Source organism: Porphyromonas uenonis DSM 23387 = JCM 13868 (assembly GCF_000482365.1).
Classification (GTDB): domain Bacteria; phylum Bacteroidota; class Bacteroidia; order Bacteroidales; family Porphyromonadaceae; genus Porphyromonas; species Porphyromonas uenonis.
Map to the genome: position 1 here is coordinate 24,447 of NZ_AXVC01000026.1, position 16,372 is coordinate 40,818.

Annotated in this window: 14 protein-coding genes and 1 pseudogene; 10 read left to right on the top strand and 5 right to left on the bottom strand. The window is 55.2% G+C overall.

All coding sequences use genetic code 11. The features are described 5' to 3' along the window. Positions 1 to 7: 7 nt before the first annotated feature. The 6 genes from L215_RS0102535 (at position 8) to L215_RS0102560 (ending at position 7,602) form a co-directional block, all read left to right on the top strand. Positions 8 to 943: a type I phosphomannose isomerase catalytic subunit gene (locus tag L215_RS0102535; RefSeq protein ID WP_025884289.1), complete on the top strand. Its 936-nt coding sequence runs from the start codon at positions 8 to 10 to the stop codon at positions 941 to 943. Next, positions 940 to 1,548: a DUF3109 family protein gene (locus L215_RS0102540; protein WP_025884288.1), complete on the top strand. Its 609-nt coding sequence runs from the start codon at positions 940 to 942 to the stop codon at positions 1,546 to 1,548. The genes L215_RS0102535 and L215_RS0102540 overlap by 4 nt, the downstream gene beginning before the upstream one ends. Before the next feature lie 14 nt (positions 1,549 to 1,562). Beyond that, positions 1,563 to 2,939 (top strand): SGNH/GDSL hydrolase family protein, encoded by a 1,377-nt coding sequence (locus L215_RS0102545; RefSeq protein ID WP_025884286.1) that lies wholly within the window; start codon positions 1,563 to 1,565, stop codon positions 2,937 to 2,939. Then, positions 2,926 to 4,185 (top strand): GDSL-type esterase/lipase family protein, encoded by a 1,260-nt coding sequence (locus L215_RS0102550; protein ID WP_027451289.1) that lies wholly within the window; start codon positions 2,926 to 2,928, stop codon positions 4,183 to 4,185. The genes L215_RS0102545 and L215_RS0102550 overlap by 14 nt, the downstream gene beginning before the upstream one ends. A 4-nt stretch (positions 4,186 to 4,189) precedes the next feature. Next, entirely contained in the window at positions 4,190 to 5,716 is a 1,527-nt protein-coding gene (locus tag L215_RS0102555; RefSeq protein WP_027451290.1) for an MBOAT family O-acyltransferase, read from the top strand. Between the two features lie 479 nt (positions 5,717 to 6,195). Next, positions 6,196 to 7,602 carry an Omp28-related outer membrane protein gene (locus L215_RS0102560; RefSeq protein WP_027451291.1) on the top strand — a complete coding sequence of 469 codons (1,407 nt, stop codon included), beginning with the start codon at positions 6,196 to 6,198 and terminating at the stop codon, positions 7,600 to 7,602. Between the two features lie 170 nt (positions 7,603 to 7,772). Here L215_RS0102560 and L215_RS0102565 read toward each other — a convergent pair whose 3' ends face one another. The 5 genes from L215_RS0102565 to L215_RS0102585 all read right to left on the bottom strand — a co-directional run bounded on the left by L215_RS0102565 (position 7,773) and on the right by L215_RS0102585 (position 13,319). Continuing rightward, positions 7,773 to 9,527: a T9SS type A sorting domain-containing protein gene (locus L215_RS0102565; protein WP_025883937.1), complete on the bottom strand. Its 1,755-nt coding sequence runs from the start codon at positions 9,525 to 9,527 to the stop codon at positions 7,773 to 7,775. 40 nt (positions 9,528 to 9,567) lie between these two features. Then, complete coding sequence (locus L215_RS0102570) at positions 9,568 to 10,416, bottom strand: Omp28 family outer membrane lipoprotein (protein WP_025883935.1); 849 nt, start codon at positions 10,414 to 10,416, stop codon at positions 9,568 to 9,570. A 42-nt stretch (positions 10,417 to 10,458) separates the two neighbouring features. Beyond that, a complete protein-coding gene (locus tag L215_RS0102575; RefSeq protein ID WP_027451292.1) occupies positions 10,459 to 12,180 on the bottom strand; it encodes a DUF6029 family protein in 1,722 nt (573 codons plus the stop codon). Between the two features lie 66 nt (positions 12,181 to 12,246). After that, positions 12,247 to 12,738, bottom strand: coding sequence for a TlpA family protein disulfide reductase (locus L215_RS0102580; protein ID WP_025883934.1), 492 nt, complete (start codon positions 12,736 to 12,738; stop codon positions 12,247 to 12,249). A 26-nt stretch (positions 12,739 to 12,764) separates the two neighbouring features. Then, the gene (locus tag L215_RS0102585; protein WP_025883933.1) at positions 12,765 to 13,319 is read right to left on the bottom strand and encodes a hypothetical protein; all 555 of its coding nucleotides are present in this window, start codon (positions 13,317 to 13,319) and stop codon (positions 12,765 to 12,767) included. A 149-nt stretch (positions 13,320 to 13,468) separates the two neighbouring features. On the opposite strand from L215_RS0102585, the pseudogene L215_RS10300 reads away from it, so the two are divergent. The 4 genes and pseudogenes from L215_RS10300 to cobS all read left to right on the top strand — a co-directional run. Continuing rightward, positions 13,469 to 13,957, top strand: a pseudogene (locus L215_RS10300) (histidine phosphatase family protein); the annotation flags it as partial. Between the two features lie 60 nt (positions 13,958 to 14,017). Then, a complete protein-coding gene (locus L215_RS10305) occupies positions 14,018 to 14,566 on the top strand; it encodes a bifunctional adenosylcobinamide kinase/adenosylcobinamide-phosphate guanylyltransferase (RefSeq protein ID WP_051541065.1) in 549 nt (182 codons plus the stop codon). Further along, complete coding sequence (cobT, locus tag L215_RS0102595; protein ID WP_025883932.1) at positions 14,556 to 15,560, top strand: nicotinate-nucleotide--dimethylbenzimidazole phosphoribosyltransferase; 1,005 nt, start codon at positions 14,556 to 14,558, stop codon at positions 15,558 to 15,560. Before L215_RS10305 ends, cobT begins: the two co-directional genes overlap by 11 nt. 22 nt (positions 15,561 to 15,582) lie before the next feature. After that, entirely contained in the window at positions 15,583 to 16,368 is a 786-nt protein-coding gene (gene cobS, locus L215_RS0102600; RefSeq protein WP_025883929.1) for an adenosylcobinamide-GDP ribazoletransferase, read from the top strand. The last annotated feature ends 4 nt before the right edge of the window (positions 16,369 to 16,372 follow it).

Here is a 16,372-nt window from a genome sequence, read left to right on the forward strand (position 1 = left end):
TAATAATATGTCTCGTAAGCTCACACCAATTCGCTGTACACCCCAATACTATCACAAGATATGGGGTGGCGGTCGCCTGGCCCCTACAGGAGGGGATCAGCAGGTCGGCGAGGTGTGGCTACTCTCGGCACTCGCAGGGCAGGAGACCCCTACTGAGGGGGATGACTACGAGGGAGCTTCGCTAGATGCTTTGGTAGCACGCTATGGCGATCGCTTACTAGGGCAAGGACAGACGGCACGTTGCGGAGGCGTTTTCCCCTTATTGATCAAACTACTGGACGCTGCGACCGACCTCTCGGTGCAGGTGCACCCGTCGCCACAGGAGGGCGGCAAAGATGAGATATGGTACTTCCTAGAGACGGAGCCAACGAGCCGTATCTGCCTCGGACTAACCGAACCGATGAGCGCCGACGCCTTGCGAGACATCACCAAGCGCGCTACGCTGATGGACTACCTGCACTGGGAGCCCGTGAGGAGTGGCGAAGCGATCGCTCTACCCGCTGGCACGATCCATGCACTCGGTGCGGGGACGATGCTCATCGAGGTGCAGGACACGAGCGATATTACCTACCGCCTCTACGACTACGACCGAGTGGACGACGAGGGCGCCAAGAGGAGGCTACACATTGACGAGGCGCTGCGCAGTGCCACGCTAGAGCCACATCGGCTGGACGCTCGCCACTTGCCTCTCGGCACGCCACGCTTCGTCTGTCACGAGGTGACGGCTAAGCCAGATCTCTCTCAAACCATCACGACAGACGGGGCGAGCTGTGCGATCCTCGTGGGCATCTCAGGAACTCTTGCGCTATGCGGTGACGAAAGTGAGACGTGGCGACTCGCTCCCCACGAAGCTTTACTAATCCCCGCCGAGACGCTCCCGCTGAGCGTAGCACCAGGCGAGGGCAAAGCACTGATGATAACCTTAACGCCAGCAGAGCTGTGATACAGATTGACGACAAGGTGGTGAGCTTCGAGATCCTCGAGGAGTACTTCGCCTGCGACTACGCTGTATGCCGTGGCGCCTGCTGTGTGCACGGCGATGCGGGCCCTCCAGCCACAGCGCGTGAGTGCCAAAGCTACCGACGCCACCTCTCGCTCCTTGAACCACATCTCGCTCCCGAGGCGTGTGAGATACTCCATCATCAAGGGGTCAGCTACATTGATATGACTGGCGAACAGGTTCTCTCCATAGTCAACGGTGAGAACTGCGCCTTCACGCTCCACCCCACGCCCCCCGAGGGAGTGCGCTGTGCCATCGAATGGTATGCCTCGACCCATCCAGAGATTCATCTCGAGAAGCCGATTAGCTGTCGCCTCTACCCGATCCGTGTGCGTCAGTTCAAGTACTTCTCCTCGCTACACTATGACCGCTGGGACATCTGTCAGGCAGCCGTGGAGCGAGGGCGCAAGCTCGGCATCAAGGTCTACCAGTTCGTTCGTGAGCCCCTGATAGCTGCCTTTGGGGCGCACTTCTACGATCAGCTCGTTGAGGCGGACAAGCTACTCCAAGAGGCGCGACGCAAAGAGGCGGAGGCAGAGCGGCGATAAGCCTTCTATAGTTCATGAAAAGGAGAAATCATCTCTACCGTAGCTTCGGGCTACTACTCATTGGCGGGCTGCTAGCGTACGGACTGTCGGAGCTACTCGTCGCTGTCGGGCCGATTGCTGGCTACCAGTTCAAGGAGTTCAACCCGCTGAGTGACCTCCTCGACACGACGGCGAGCCAGTCGTACGAGACGCTCTCCATACCATTGCAGACGGCAAACGATACGACCGCTACGGAGCTTCGCCCCGCCGACTCTACGAGTAGCGAGGGCGTGATGACAGACACCCTTCCACCGCTAGAGCTCTCCAGTCGTCTGATGGATTACTCCGAGGGGCAGAGTGCATTGCGACACCTGCGCGCTGCGCTGCAGGAGGGACACTCGAGGAGTGTGCGTATCGCTTTCGTCGGTGACTCCTTTATCGAGGGCGACATCTTGGTGGCACCCTTTCGCCAGGCGCTCCAGCAGAGGTATGGCGGCAAAGGCGTCGGCTACGTACCGCTCACCTCGCCTGTGGTACGCTTTAGGAAAAGCATCCAGCAACGCTTTGAGGGAGCTTGGCGGGAAACTTCAGCCAATAAGAGTAAGTCCCGTAGTCTCTTCACCCTTGCGGAAGCCTTTACCACAGCTACCGCCAGCGCCTCCACAAGCTACAAGCTAAGGGGCGCAGCCGATCGTGTCACGCTCCACTACGTCAGCGACACGATACCCGTCGCCATCACCTACGGCATCAACGGAGGCGAGCGTCAGCACGCCGAGCTGCCCGCTAGCCACGGCGCCCTGGCCGAGTACACCTTCCCGCGCGGTGCGATCAAGCAGTTTGATCTAACCACCGAGGGTGGCGATGGCACACGCTTTTATGGTGTCTGCTTCGACGGTGCGACAGGTATCTCCGTGGACAACTACAGTCTCCGCGGCTCCTCTGGTGCGAAGCTCAATGCCGTCTCCTCAGGCCTGACGGCACAGCTCTCACGCTTCCGCCCCTACGACCTGATCATCCTCTCCTATGGGCTCAACGTGCTAAGCCCTGAGGACAATAACGACAGCTACGACTGGTACTACGCTGCCATGGCTAAGAGCATCGAGCATATCCAGCAGCTCTACCCCCACGCCACCATCCTCCTCATGTCGCTCTCCGACCGCGCCACCCTCCACGAGGGCGAGATCCATCCGCTCAATGGGGTGGCTCGGGTGCTCCGCATACAGCACCGTCTAGCGCAGCGCTACGGCCTCCTCTTTTGGAATACGCATGAGGCGATGGCTTCGCTCGGTGGCATCAAAGGCTTTGTAGACAAAGGCTGGGCCGCAAAAGATTACACCCACATCTCCATGGCGGGCGGTACGCAGCTCGCCAAGCTACTCACTGCAGACTTGATAGGCGATGAGAGCAAATAGAGTTATACGTGTCAGTTGTACCCTCGTCGGGATCCTGCTCCTCTTGGCGCAGACGCTCTTGGCACAAAGGAAGCCACAGCTCGTAGCCCCCGACGGGTACCTCGATCAGCTTTGGTCCGCTTGTGACCAGGCGAAGGCTACCGCACAGACCGTCTCAGTCATTCATCTTGGCGATTCGCACATACAGGCTGGACACTTCACCATGCCAATCCGCAAGAGCTTTGCGCAGCGCTGGGGCGATGGTGGGCTCGGCTGGGTCGCTCCCTTTCGCCTGCTGGGGACCAATCCGCCTATCTACACCAATGTACGTGCCTCCTCTGCTGGCACTTCTGGCGTTAAGATCACCGAGAGAGACTACGACCGGGAGAGCCCTACAGGGATGGTGCTGCAAACGAAGAGAAGCGGTGCCATCACCTACACCTTCCAGTGTGGTGGCGGACAAACTTTCGACCGCATCGTCATCTATCGCCAGCGGGAGACGGAGCCCTTTACCTTGTCTGGCAATAGCCCCCACGCGCTCGCTCAGGACACCTTGACTAGAGAGCCTATCGTCACCGACACGCTCCTCGTGGGTCGCTACGTCAGCTCGGCTGAGGTGACCGCGCCCGCCTCGGCTGTCTGGTATGGCGCCAGCCTAGAGCGCAGTAGTGGCGGTGCGCTCGTCCATACCATCGGTTACAACGGAGCCACCTACTACACTTACAGTAAGGGCACCTTCGCCAGTTCCGTCGCTGTCCTGCGCCCTCGGCTGATCATCCTCTCACTGGGTACCAATGAGTCGCTCTCGAGAAACTTCGATCGCAACAACTTTGGCGCAGAGGTTGCTCGACTGGTCCAAAGCCTCCGAGCGAGCAATCCTGACTGTGCCATCGTCCTCACTTCGCCTCTGGCCAACTATCAGAAGATTCGCACAGCTCACAAAAGACGTCGTCGCAAGCGTAGACGTCGTCGCACCGTCTACCGCACCACCTACCGTGCTAATGCCAATTGTCAGCTCGTTGCTGACGAGTTGCAGCAGCAAGCTCGAGAGCTCGGTTGTGGCTACATCGACCTCTTCGCCCACTTCGGCGGAGCTGCGGGAGCAGGGCGATTGCTCTCCGATGGCATCCTCTCAGGTGACCGCGTCCACCTGACCGCTGCTGGCTATAATAAGGTAGGAGAGGCCATCGCCACAGCCCTCCAAGCCAACTATGAGCAGTGGCGCCAGCGCGACACACACGTTACCCCTCAAGCCTCCGAAGACTAATCGTATGCTCACCCCCTATCTCTCACGAGCTGCCGAGCTACTCACCTACGACAGCGCAGCTCCGATGCTCTTCAATAGTGGACTCTTTTTGGTCCTCTTCCTGCTCTTCCTACCGCTCTACTACCTACTGCGTAGGCACACTTTGGCGCGAATCATCTACGTAGTCTGCTTCTCGCTCTTCTTCTACTACAAGAGCAGTGGCTACTACGCGCTCATCCTCATCATGACCGCCACGGTCGACTTCATTGTCGGACACCTCATAGCGGCCGCCCCTAAGCGCAAAGTCAAGCGACGCTGGCTCATCCTCTCCCTCTGCTTCGACCTCGGAATGCTTGGATACTTTAAGTATACCAACTTCCTCCTGGAGCTCTTCACCCCGCTCGTACAGTGGATCGGGGGATTGGTAGGAGTCAGCGAAATAACCACCACACAGCTAGGCCCGCTAGATATCTTCCTCCCCGTCGGCATCTCCTTCTTCACCTTTCAGTCGCTCAGCTACGTCATCGACATCTACCGAGGCGAGATACGCCCGCTGAGACGCTGGGTGGACTACCTCTTTTACGTCTCCTTCTTTCCCCAGCTCGTGGCGGGACCTATCGTACGTGCCAAAGACTTTATCCCGCAGATCTATAGACCGATACGAGTTACCCAGCAAGAGTTTGGCGAGGGGCTCTTCCTGATCCTCTCGGGGCTCATCAAGAAGGCGATCATTTCCGACTATATCTCGCTCAACTTCGTAGACCGTGTCTTCGATGCCCCCACCCTCTACAGTGGCTTCGAAAACCTCATGGCCATCTACGGCTACGCCCTCCAGATCTACTGCGACTTCTCCGGCTACTCCGATATGGCTATCGGCATAGCCCTCTGGCTCGGCTTCCGCTTCAATATCAACTTCGACTCACCTTACCGCTCTGCCACCATCACCGAGTTCTGGCGACGCTGGCACATCTCCCTCTCCTCCTGGCTACGGGACTACCTCTACATACCGCTCGGGGGCAGTCGTCGTGGTCGTCTGCGCACCTATCTCAACCTCCTCATCACGATGCTCCTCGGTGGACTGTGGCACGGAGCTAGCCTGCGCTTCATCCTCTGGGGCGGTATGCACGGTGTCGCGCTCGCCCTGCACAAACTCTATATGCAAATCTGCCCGTGGGCACGCCTTGACGGAGCCTCCATGGGACGGCTCAGACGCTACCTAGGGATGATACTCACCTTCCACTTCGTCTGCTTCGCCTGGATCTTCTTCCGCATGCCGACGATGGAGGGCATCGGGCAAATGTTTGAGATGATACGGTATGAGTTTCACCCAGAGATCATCCCGCAATTCATCGAGGGCTACTGGCTCGTCGTGACGCTCATCGTGCTAGGCTTCGTAGCGCACTTCATCCCGCAGCGCGCTTTCCGTCCCCTCGAGCGCAGCATCAGTCGCATGCCGCTCATCGGTCAGGCGCTCCTCTTCGCCCTCGTCGTGCTGCTCGTCGTCCAGTTCCAGAGCAGTGGCGTGCAGCCCTTCATCTACTTCCAGTTCTAACCTCGACACGCCCCCGCTCATCATCCCCTCCGATACAGCTGAAACAATGGGGCCAATGAGGTGGCACTCGTTTCCTACCTAGGAATTTCCCAAATAAGTACCTAGGAATTTGCCCAATTCCTACCTAGGAAATAAAAAATACTTCGGAGGAATCAAATGAAACTTCGGAGGAATCAAAAAATAAGTCCGAAGAATTTGCCATTTCCTAGGTACTTATTGGGCAAATTTCTAGGTAGGAATTTTGGAAATTCCTAGGTAGGAAATGAAACGAGCTCATTTTTACAATGCTCCTGCCCTGAGCTAATGCCCATAGATACCGCGTGTACCGATGGAAAACCTTATATTTGCCCCACGAATGCACCTCCGTAGCGAAGTGGGGATGGGGCAAGGGAACTTCTCTCTCGGCATGACGAGCAGAGATCCTGAGCACTCTTTCCTCAGCATCATACGGAGATCACACTTATCAAACACTCTAGCTTATGAAACGAAAGACTACTCTATGGAGCTACCTCCTAACCCTCTTACTAGCAGCCACTGTGTGCACAGCGCAAGAGCAACTCGCAGGCTTTGGCTCTGTTTACGACTTTGTCTCTCTTGAGGATAGTGCGATGCTACAAACATCGGCTTACGTAGTGGATGTGTCGGGAGCGTTTAACCCTGTAGAGAAGGGGAAGAAAGTTCCTACGCAGCTCACAATTCGCAATGTCGGGGAGAGCGATATCACAGCCTTTGATCTCACCTATCAGTTTGGTACGGGGGAGCTTAAGACGATACCTTATACCCTCCCGACAAAGCTAGAAAGTGGGAAGACGGGTCGTTATACCTTTGACATCCCTGCAGAGGAAGAAGCTCTTGGTACGGTACACTTTGCTGTAGCTAAGGTTAATGGGAAGACTAACTTCTTTGCGAATCAACGTATCGACTTGCCCTTCCGTATTGGAGATACCGACGCAAATGCCATCCCCAGGGAGACTGTTCTAGTCGAGCGATTTACAGCAGAGTGGTGTCCCAACTGTCCAGGCGCTGACCCGTATGTCAGTAAAGCACTCAGGCGTCTCAGAGACGCTGGTCTCCGTGTGAGCTATGTGATGCATCATTTAAGAGATCCTTTTGCATTGCCGGAGACTGCACAGATTGCCAACTACTTCTTTGATCCAGACGATGGTATCCCAGCAATGGCGATCAATCGCACTGCTCAGTCGGAGACATCTCTTCTTATGTACCCTAGATCCTTTAACGCGGCTGAATGGACCAACAAACTACTGGCTGAGAAGCGAGGTGTCCGAATAGACAAGATCAGTCAGACGATCACAGGAGACAAGCTCCAGGTCGTCGTCAGTGGCGTAACCTTCCAAAAAGCCTTCGATCCCGAGCATCTATACCTGACGGTCATCCTTACAGAGGATGGAGTCCCGGCTATACAACAGGTTAGTGGAGGATCAAACTATAAGCACGATGCTCTCCCTCGTCTCTTCCTGACAGGTGCCTTTGGGGAGCACTTGCTCCCGGCTGACGATGGCTCTTTTACCACAACTCTAGAGGGTACACTAGACGCTAAGTGGAAGAGAGATCAGTGTAAAGTGGTAGCTTTCGCTCATGACAATCTCAAGAACAGTCTCATGAGTAGACGTAATGTATATACTGCAGAGACCGCCTCTCTAGGCGTTTCGCTTGCCAACGAACCTGTAGCTCCTGCACAGGCTCCTGTCGTGACAGCTGAAGATGGCTACCTGACTATCCTAGGTCGTGTGGACGCCTTCGAACTATATGATATGTCTGGAGCACTCGTCACGAAGACTGTCGGGACACGGCTAGAGCCTGGTGTTTATGTGATCCGCCTCTTGAGTGATCTACAGGTCTACACCTCCAAGGTGATCGTACGCTAGTTGCGATTCGTATAGACACGAGCAGAACAAAGGCAGACCACCGAGACGCCCCAGTGTGTCTCGATGGTCTGCCTTTGTTAGTTGCTTGAGACTGTTGCAAAAGTCAACAGTCTCCGTTTGCGTTACGAGGGCACCGCTGGGGCGACCATCGTAAGCTTGTCAGGGGAGCCTTACTTGATGATGAGTGGGCGGAAGACTACCTCACCCTCTAGCGAGGTGATGCGTGCTATATAGCGTCCTGCGGGTAGCTGTGCGAGGGCTATCGTGGTGCGCTCACCCGTAGCTTGCGTCGTGGAGAGCATCGTGCCATCGGTAGCAAAGAGCTCGATGGTGCTGCCGACACGTGTGCGGACGATGACATAGTCACTGGCGGGGTTCGGGTAGAGAGTCGTCTCTAGGCTTAGCGTAGGAGCCTCTACATCGGTCTTGCCATCCATAGTGACACGTAGCTGGTCTACAGAGAGACCACTTGTTCCGTTGACTACGGGGATTAGCGAGAGCTGGATCGTCTTCCCCTTGTAAGCAGAGAGGTCTGCTGAGATGAGCTGCCAGTCATCATCGGCCTGTGGAGATACCAGTAACTCTACGGGCGTACCATTAAGCTCAGAGACCATCACCTTGAGCTGGTCTGGTTGCCCCTCGTCAGAGACCCTCGCCATTCCCTGCGCCAAGACTCGGGCTATATAGCACGAGAAGGTTGGCTTTGCGGCATCAGCTGGTATGAGCATAGGTGCGGAGAGAAGCTCATTCTTGGGTTCGATCTTTTTACCTAGGAGGGTAACTCCGGCGACACCTCCGTCTTTTGTAGCCGTAGGCAGGAACTTACCCCACGAGATGAGATGGTCTGCACTATGCTCTGCACCTGGTTTGTAGTTTGAATTGGTGAAGCTGAGTGCGAGGCGCTCTAGGTAGCCTTCGCCCATAAAGGAGTCAAAGCCAAAACCATCACCATCATGGTCGATGGAGCGCCAGCCCTTGTCAAGCTTGTTCTTGACATCCATACGAGACACAAATGGGTAGTTACTAATGGGCTTGGAGACGGAGACGATAACCTTACCTTCGGAGCTTCCATTTCCATTGGTTACTGTAGCTACGATCTCATAAGAGCCAACCTTGTCTGCAGTTACCTTGTACTCTGTGTCGCTCACCTTCTGGAGGGTCACACCTTCTGGAGCTTTCCAGTCGACAGCAGTAACGGGAGAAATAGTCTTGTAGGAGAGTCGCATCGTGTAGGTCTCACCAGAATAAAGGTCTGTCTCTCCAGATAGCTTCAGTGCTTGGGGCTTATCCTCCTGTGTTATAAAGCTTGTGAGTAACTTGTCAAACTCTTTAAGCGTAAGATCTCCTTGTACGGCTTTACGGCACTCTGTCCACCTACCCTCTTTGCTGATCAAAACCACTGTGGGTATGCCTTTCACAGGGATGCCAAGCTTGCCATTCATGAGATAGTCAGAGATAATGGCATAAGGTATGGGTTCGCCCATATTGTCTTTGGTCCAATCCTTGCCACTAGCTTGGATCCTACTTTTAGAGGCTCCCTCTGCCTCGACCCAAAAGAGTTCGAGCTCCTTCGTACCCTCGGGACCAAACTTGGCATAGATTCTATCCAAAACTCCGGACTTGTGTAGTGCCCAGCAAGGGCCGCACCATGTAGCGGAGAAGTCGATGAGTAATGATTTGCCAGACTTGAGGATGGCATCAATATCATGTTTCTTCCCATAGATGTCAGTAGCGACATACTTAGAGGTTGTGATCAAAGGTAGATCACCTGCTCGGAGCTGTGAGGCTTCGCTAGGGGTAGAGCTCTCCACGAGTTGGAGTGTTGGCGCTACGAGCTGTTGCTGTGCCGTAGCTTGAGTCGCTGATAGGAGCATGCCTCCAACGAGTGTGATGCTTAGCGCTAAGCGAGTAGTTAGTTTATTCATAAGTGTTCTGTTTGATGCGTATTGAGCTTTTGCTTTCTAGTTATTTCGTGGGGTTACCCTTGAGTGGAGCCTTGGCGACCTCGTAGACCTCGCCAGTCTTGTGGTCGTAGAGGATAGCGATGACGGAGCAGTGGTCGGGCACGATGACCTCGCGCTCTATGGCGCTGGTCTTGTCATAGCTCTGACCGAGCTGGTAAGGCTCCCCGTCGATGCCGTTGAGCGTCTGACGGAAGATGTGGTTGTGCTGGTAGTTAGCGTCAGCTTTGTTACTTCCACTGAGGTGCTGAGGCGCTATGATGTCGTCCTCGATGAGCCAGAGCTGTAGGTATAGCTCGGGCGCTGTCCCTTGGTTAGCTGACTCTAGAGCCGTTGCGGTGCAGCGAGTCGTCACCTTGCGATTACTCTCAGAGACCTGCAGATCTATCTTGTAAAGCTGCGGGAGCTTTAGGCAGGATTGCATCTCGCCAGGCCACTGGGTAAAGCTGCCACTAAAGGGCTTGCCACCGTTGCTGGTGATCGGACGACGGTTGAAGGTAGCGACAGGTAGCGAACCACCCGCCTGAAGTCGCTCAAGATAGGTCGCTGCCTCGGGGCTATATAGCTCCTTGGGGTCTTCCTCGGGCAGAGTGCCTATGTCAGCGGTGCTCCCGTGGAGCGCTACGATGACGACTTTGTCTCCATGAGCCTCGGCAGCCTTGGAGATCGTATGAGCCGCGCGTGGGCAGTTGATACAGGCCACACCGCTGTAGTCCTCGATGAGTACGGCGCGCCCGTTGGTGGTCTCGATCTCATTGGGGATGAGTCGCTCGCTCTCAGGCATAGGCTTGCAAGAGACCATGAGGAGCAAAGCTAGAACCGAGAGGAGGGTATAGCGTATAGATAGTTTCATCTCAATGTTGTAGTCAAAATGCGTGAATGAGGTAGCGGAGCGCTAGAAGGATCCGTTGTAGCTTAGGTATATTCCCTTCGTCTCAGGCATATAGCGGCAGACGCCACCTGAGCAATTGATCCCGGCGCGCGTACGTCCGTAGCCGAGCTGTAGGCGATGATTGCCCTTGGCGTAGGTGAGTGAACCCATGTAGTAGTGCTCCTTGGTTGCATCTATATTGTACTGATCAGAGAGGGTGAGCATCCAGTGTGGCGCTACGGATAGCTCGGCTAACCCAAAGAGCCAGCTCCCCTCAGCCTGGCGACTGTATAGATATTGTAGCTCGGTGCGTAGCGTGTAGCGAGGAGCTAGCCTAAACTTGCCATCGAGGACGAAGATGTTGCTATAGACGAGCGGGTTATTGATCGCGTGTCCCTCGACCACCTGCTGGTTGTAGATCTGATGATAGTACTCGAAGGTCAGAGAGACCGTGCGAGAGAACTTCTTGCTTAGCTCGAAGTTGAAGTCGGAGTAGTAGAGTTCTCCCATCCCAAAGAAGGGATGCTGGTAGCCGTCTGTGCCGTAGAGCTTGCTCTCCTCGGCACCTAGCGGGAGTCGGTCGGTAGCGACGCTCTTGAGGCCTCGTACATGTGCATAGTTAACCCGCAGACCCGTGCCGTACTTACCACCTAGTAGGGTACCTCTCGGGATGGTGTAGCGCACATCTCCCTGGAGTGCCCACTCACCCTCGGGCTGGGTTGCGTAAGGGTAGAGCGCTGCAAGCGTATAGGTGTGATTAGCAGTAAAAGCTGGCAGGTGATTGATATGAAGTGGCGTACCGACGGAAGAGCGTGCGGAGAGGAAGTTAAAGTTCTCGCTACGCTTCGCCTGTAGTAGGAGGCTCAGTCCACGATGTGAGTAGGAGGTTGAGAGCATCGCTACCGAGCCAGGAGCATAGATGTAGTGGTTGCTCGCTGTGGGGTCGCTACTCTTGTAGGCATACTCGCCATTGAGCACCCAGCCTCCGAGTGTAAACTTAGCGCGCCCTCCGAAGGCATGCACCTGACGGGGCAGGTTGAGCCGCATCGCCCCAGTCATACCAGCGGGTGTCTCTACGGGGATGACCTCATCGCCCTCCACCTTGTTGACATAAGAGCCTCCTAGTGTGAGGGTCATCCGATTGTCTCGCAGCGCTGGCACCCACTGATGGATCGCCAGCTCGCCATCGCCTCCTGATATGAAGCCTCGCTCCTTGTTAAAGAGGCAGAAGGTGCGGTCGAAGTAGTTGCGCTGCTGTCCCGTGAAGCCCTTGAGTCGTACTCCATCGTAGGGTGTGAGGGCTACATGGACACCTCGCACGGCATTGTCGATGCCGAGCGTGCGCTCCTCATAGCTACGGAAGAGGATGCCAGAGCCAAACTGATCGTAGAAGTCTCCCAGCGTCACCTCGCCATACTTGCCAATGAACCCCTTGAGGTGTAGGTGCGGTATGCCTCGTCCCTGTTCGGGCTCATGCCCCGGCATCGGGCGGAGCAAGTCTTCGTAGCGTAGTCCCAGCTCCAGGTAGTTGTTGCGCAGGGTGCCCGTGATGTAGCTATTGCCCATCCATGACTCGTATCCGCTAGCTTTATCGTCTAGGGAGAAGAGCATATCGCTCTGCACGCTAAAGGAGGGCTTGAACTTGTTCCACGCTTTCCAGTCGCTCTTGCTCTGCGCAGAGAGCACGGTAAGACCAGCTATAGAGAGCCATGAGAGGAGGCAGAGACGCTGTACGAAATGCCGCATAGGTTTAGTGATAAGTATCTAAAGAGAGGATGTATGATAGATGCAGTGTGTCGGAGCGTCCCGCGACTACTCCTCAGAGGCTAGTAGCTCACGTACCTTAGCGATGAGCTCCTGCTCACCACCCTCGGTGTAGCCACTATGAGAGAATGCAACGCGCCCCTTGCCATCGATGACGAAGACATGAGGGATCATGTTGACATTCATAGCTCGCTTGAAGTCCCCATTGGGATCTAGGAGCACCTCGTACTCAAAGCCTAAGGCATCGACTAGAGGCTTGACGCGGTCAGCGTTTTGCCCCTCATCGATGGAGACAGCGATGAGCTTGACGCCCGTCTCCTCCTGCCAGTCTACATACTCCTCGTGGATCGCCTTGAGCTCACGCAGACAAGGCTTGCACCAGGTAGCGAAGAAGGAGATGATAAAGGGCTTGCCCTCGTTGCTCAGCTCGCTCGTGTTGACTACATTGTTTTGCAGATCCTTGAGCTCGACCTGTGGAAGCTGTGCCTGTGCTAGGGTAACTACTATGAGGGAGAGTAGTATCGTGAGAATATGCTTCATGTCTGTATCTGTTAGTTGTGTGTAGATTACTTGACCGCTATGGCTAGGTTAACCGTCCAGGAGAGCGTCTCGCCACCATCAGCAGGCTTGAGCTGGATGGTCAAGCGGTTTTTGTAGGTCTCACCCACAGGCGTAGGGAGCTTGAAGTGAACGCCTAGAGATGTCAACTCGTTCTTTTTCTTTAATAGAGTGGTACTCTCCTCGCCATCTGCTATTAAATCTATAGTCGTAGTGTAGTCAGCCCTATTATCAATGGGTAGACAACTATCCCCAAAGCAGATAGCACCAGAGATAGGCTCCTCAAACTTCAGCGAGACGGTATACTTAGCCGTCTTAAGGACGCTAAAGAAGAGCTCAGGTCCATACCCAATTGGAGGCAACTCAGATTTAGATGTAGAGGCGACATAGTCGATGGTCTTCCCCGAGGGATACTTCTTGCCATCGAGCTTGTTGACGAGAGAGACGTTGTGCGCCACCTCGGGCGTTGGCTGGGGGGTTGGTTTGTTTGCATCGGGACCACAAGAGGTCAGGAGAGTTAGCGTCAGAAGAGCTAGAGAGAGATATAGGTAAGTTGATTTCATTGGAATGTTTGGTTAGATTGATAGACTCTATTGCCCCAAAGATAGGAAAACTATAGGAAATAGGGGGTAAGCTCTCAATCTCTAAGCTCTAATTTCGCTACCTTTGCAATAGGCTTCTAGAGGAGCCTTTTTAATCTAGAGACTGATCTATGCGATTGCTTATAGCACGTCACGGAGAGACTGAGGAGAACCTGCTCTCTATTTGTCAGGGGCAGACAGCTGGCACGCTAACCCGACGAGGGGTGGCGCAATGCCTGCAACTGGGTGACCGTCTGAAGGGGTATCCCATCACACATATATATAGTAGTGATCAGCTGCGGGCGCAGCGCTCGGCTGAGCTGATGATCTCTACGAGTGGCTGTAAGGCGCCCCTGACGCTGGACAGACGCTTGCGTGAGCGCTCCTTCGGTCCATGGGAGGGGCATCCCTTTGTAGAGCTTCCGCCACTAGAGGAGGCGCCACCTGAGATCGAGACGGTCGAGGCGATTGCGGAGCGTCTACAGAGCTTTCTACACGACTTAAGACAAAAGCATAGCAACGCAGATGATCTGGTGCTACTTATGGGGCACGGCTTTACCATGAGGGTGCTGGAGGCACTGCTACAGGGAGGTCCGCTCGCTAAGGTGGATGAGATCACCTTCCTCCCGAATGGGGACTACCGTCTATATGAGGATGGCAAGCTCTGCCAGCGCCCTCGAGTGATCTACATATCGGGTGGCCAGCGCAGTGGTAAGAGTGGCTACGCACAGCGACTGGCGCGCTCGCTCTCGGATCGACCTATCTACCTGGCTACGGCACGTCACTGGGATGAGGAGTTCGAGCGTCGCATAGCGCGTCACCAAGCGGACAGGGGGCCAGAGTGGACTACCATCGAGGAGCCTCGCTATCTGAGCCAGACGCAGATTGCTGGGCGTGTCGTGCTGATAGACTGTGTGACGCTATGGCTTACGAATATCTACAGCGACCTAGAGTTTGACGCTGAGGCTTCGCTCAGTGAGGCGCGTCGTGAGTGGCAGGAGCTGCTACATCACTGCAAGGCGGATACGCTGATCGTGGTGAGTAATGAGATCGGCATGAGCCTACACGCTCCTGATGCGGGGTCTCGAGCTTTCGTAGATCTACAGGGGTGGGTCAACCAATATATCTCTGCTACGGCCGATGAGGCTTACCTGATGGTCTCTGGCAGAGCTTTGCGCACGGAACTTATTTCAGACTTATATAGAGAGAAGAGAGAAGATGACTTTTGAGGAAACACTACAAGAGCGGATCGACAGCCGCACGAAGCCAAAGGGTTCGCTGGGGCAACTGGAGCGCATCGCCTACAAGGTGGGCATGATACAGCACAGCGTGACGCCTCAGCTGATCGACCCCGTGCTGCTGGTGATGGCTGCGGATCACGGGATCGTCGAGGAGGGCGTGAGCCCCTGTCCTAAGGAGATTACTTGGCAGCAATGTATCAACTTCGTCTCGGGCGGAGGAGCTTGTAGTGTCTTAGCTCGGCAAAATGGCTTTCGCCTGCGGGTCATTGATGTGGGCGTCGACTACGACTTCCCTGAGACTTGTCGTATTGAGTCGGCTAAGGTGATGCACGGCACACGCAATATGCTTCGCGAGCCAGCTATGACGACTGAGGAATGCGCTGAGGCGATGATGATTGGCGCCCAGTGTGTCGCTCAAGAGGCGGAGCGTGGGTCTAATGTGATAGCCTTTGGCGAAATGGGTATCGGCAACACTTCGCCAGCAACGCTGATCCTACACAAGATCACGGGACGCTCTATCGCCTCGATCATTGGTCCAGGCTCGGGACTGCGTGGCTCGGGGCTAGAACATAAGACGAAGGTGCTCGAGGCGGTGGCTGCACGCTACAATCCGCAGAGCCCTATAGAGCTATTGTCGCAGATGGGCGGACTAGAGATAGCGGCTATCTGCGGAGGCGTTCTAGAGGCTTACAAGAGAGGTATGCTAATCCTTGCGGATGGGGTGATCGCTACCTCAGCTTTTATGGTGGCACACGAGATGGAGCCACGTATTGTGGACAATGTGCTCTTCGCTCACACCTCCGAGGAGCCAGGACATCAAGCGATGATTGACTACCTCGGCGGAGAGGCGATCCTATCGCTGGAGATGCGCCTCGGCGAAGGGACGGGAGCTCTCGTTGCCTATCCGATCATTCAGTCGGCCGTTGCCTTTATGAGTAATATGCGTGGCTTTGACGATGCGGCGGTTTGCCGTGTAGACTAATAAGAAAAGAGACTCTAGACCTATGGCTTTGCACTTGCTACGCACGATACGCTCTGAGTGGGACCTACTTCGTCTCTCACTGCTCTTCTACACCCGCATACCAGTGGGGCATGTGGAGTATCATGAGGAGCGGATGGGGGAGTCTTTTCGCTACTTTCCTCTGCTGGGCGCGATCGTAGGAGTGCTGATGGCGGGGATCTACGCATTGGTTGGTTACTACCTGCCGAATACCGTGGCTGCTGTGATGAGTGTGATCGTTGGCTTAGTCGTCACGGGCGGGATGCACGAGGATGGCTTGTCGGACTATTGCGATGCCTTCGGAGGGTATCACGATAGGGAGACGACGCTACGCATTATGAAGGACAGCTCGACGGGCGTGTACGGTATACTGGGTCTAGTGATGCTCCTGATGAGTCGTGTCGTCCTGCTGACATATATACCTTACGAGACCGCCATCGGGACGATCGTTGCGATGGCTGTGGTGGCGCGCTGGATGCCTCTCCTCGTGATGCGTCTCTCGACCTACGCTCGCAAGAGTGGCGAGGCGAGCAAGGCAACGCATTTGCGACAAGCGGTCACGACGAAGACGCTACTCATTGCGGCTGTCTGGGCGCTCTTGGCACTCTTCCTCTTGCCTTGGCAAGCTGCTGTCGTGGCTCCTGTGCTGATGATAGGACAAACGCTCCTGATCATGCGCATTAGCAACAAACGTATCGGCGGACACACGGGCGATGTGCTGGGAGCTATCGTCTGCTTTGCCGAGCTAACGCTACTGCTGGTCACGCTTGTGGTAACTATCTACGCCTGACCGG

Coding starts and splice junctions, on each gene's coding strand:
- L215_RS0102535 (WP_025884289.1), top strand. CDS start 8: ATGTCTCGTAAGCTCACACCAATTCGCTGTACACCCCAATACTATCAC.
- L215_RS0102545 (WP_025884286.1), top strand. CDS start 1,563: ATGAAAAGGAGAAATCATCTCTACCGTAGCTTCGGGCTACTACTCATT.
- L215_RS0102550 (WP_027451289.1), top strand. CDS start 2,926: ATGAGAGCAAATAGAGTTATACGTGTCAGTTGTACCCTCGTCGGGATC.
- L215_RS0102555 (WP_027451290.1), top strand. CDS start 4,190: ATGCTCACCCCCTATCTCTCACGAGCTGCCGAGCTACTCACCTACGAC.
- L215_RS0102560 (WP_027451291.1), top strand. CDS start 6,196: ATGAAACGAAAGACTACTCTATGGAGCTACCTCCTAACCCTCTTACTA.
- L215_RS0102565 (WP_025883937.1), bottom strand. CDS start 9,527: ATGAATAAACTAACTACTCGCTTAGCGCTAAGCATCACACTCGTTGGA.
- L215_RS0102570 (WP_025883935.1), bottom strand. CDS start 10,416: ATGAAACTATCTATACGCTATACCCTCCTCTCGGTTCTAGCTTTGCTC.
- L215_RS0102575 (WP_027451292.1), bottom strand. CDS start 12,180: ATGCGGCATTTCGTACAGCGTCTCTGCCTCCTCTCATGGCTCTCTATA.
- L215_RS0102580 (WP_025883934.1), bottom strand. CDS start 12,738: ATGAAGCATATTCTCACGATACTACTCTCCCTCATAGTAGTTACCCTA.
- L215_RS0102585 (WP_025883933.1), bottom strand. CDS start 13,319: ATGAAATCAACTTACCTATATCTCTCTCTAGCTCTTCTGACGCTAACT.
- cobT (WP_025883932.1), top strand. CDS start 14,556: ATGACTTTTGAGGAAACACTACAAGAGCGGATCGACAGCCGCACGAAG.
- cobS (WP_025883929.1), top strand. CDS start 15,583: ATGGCTTTGCACTTGCTACGCACGATACGCTCTGAGTGGGACCTACTT.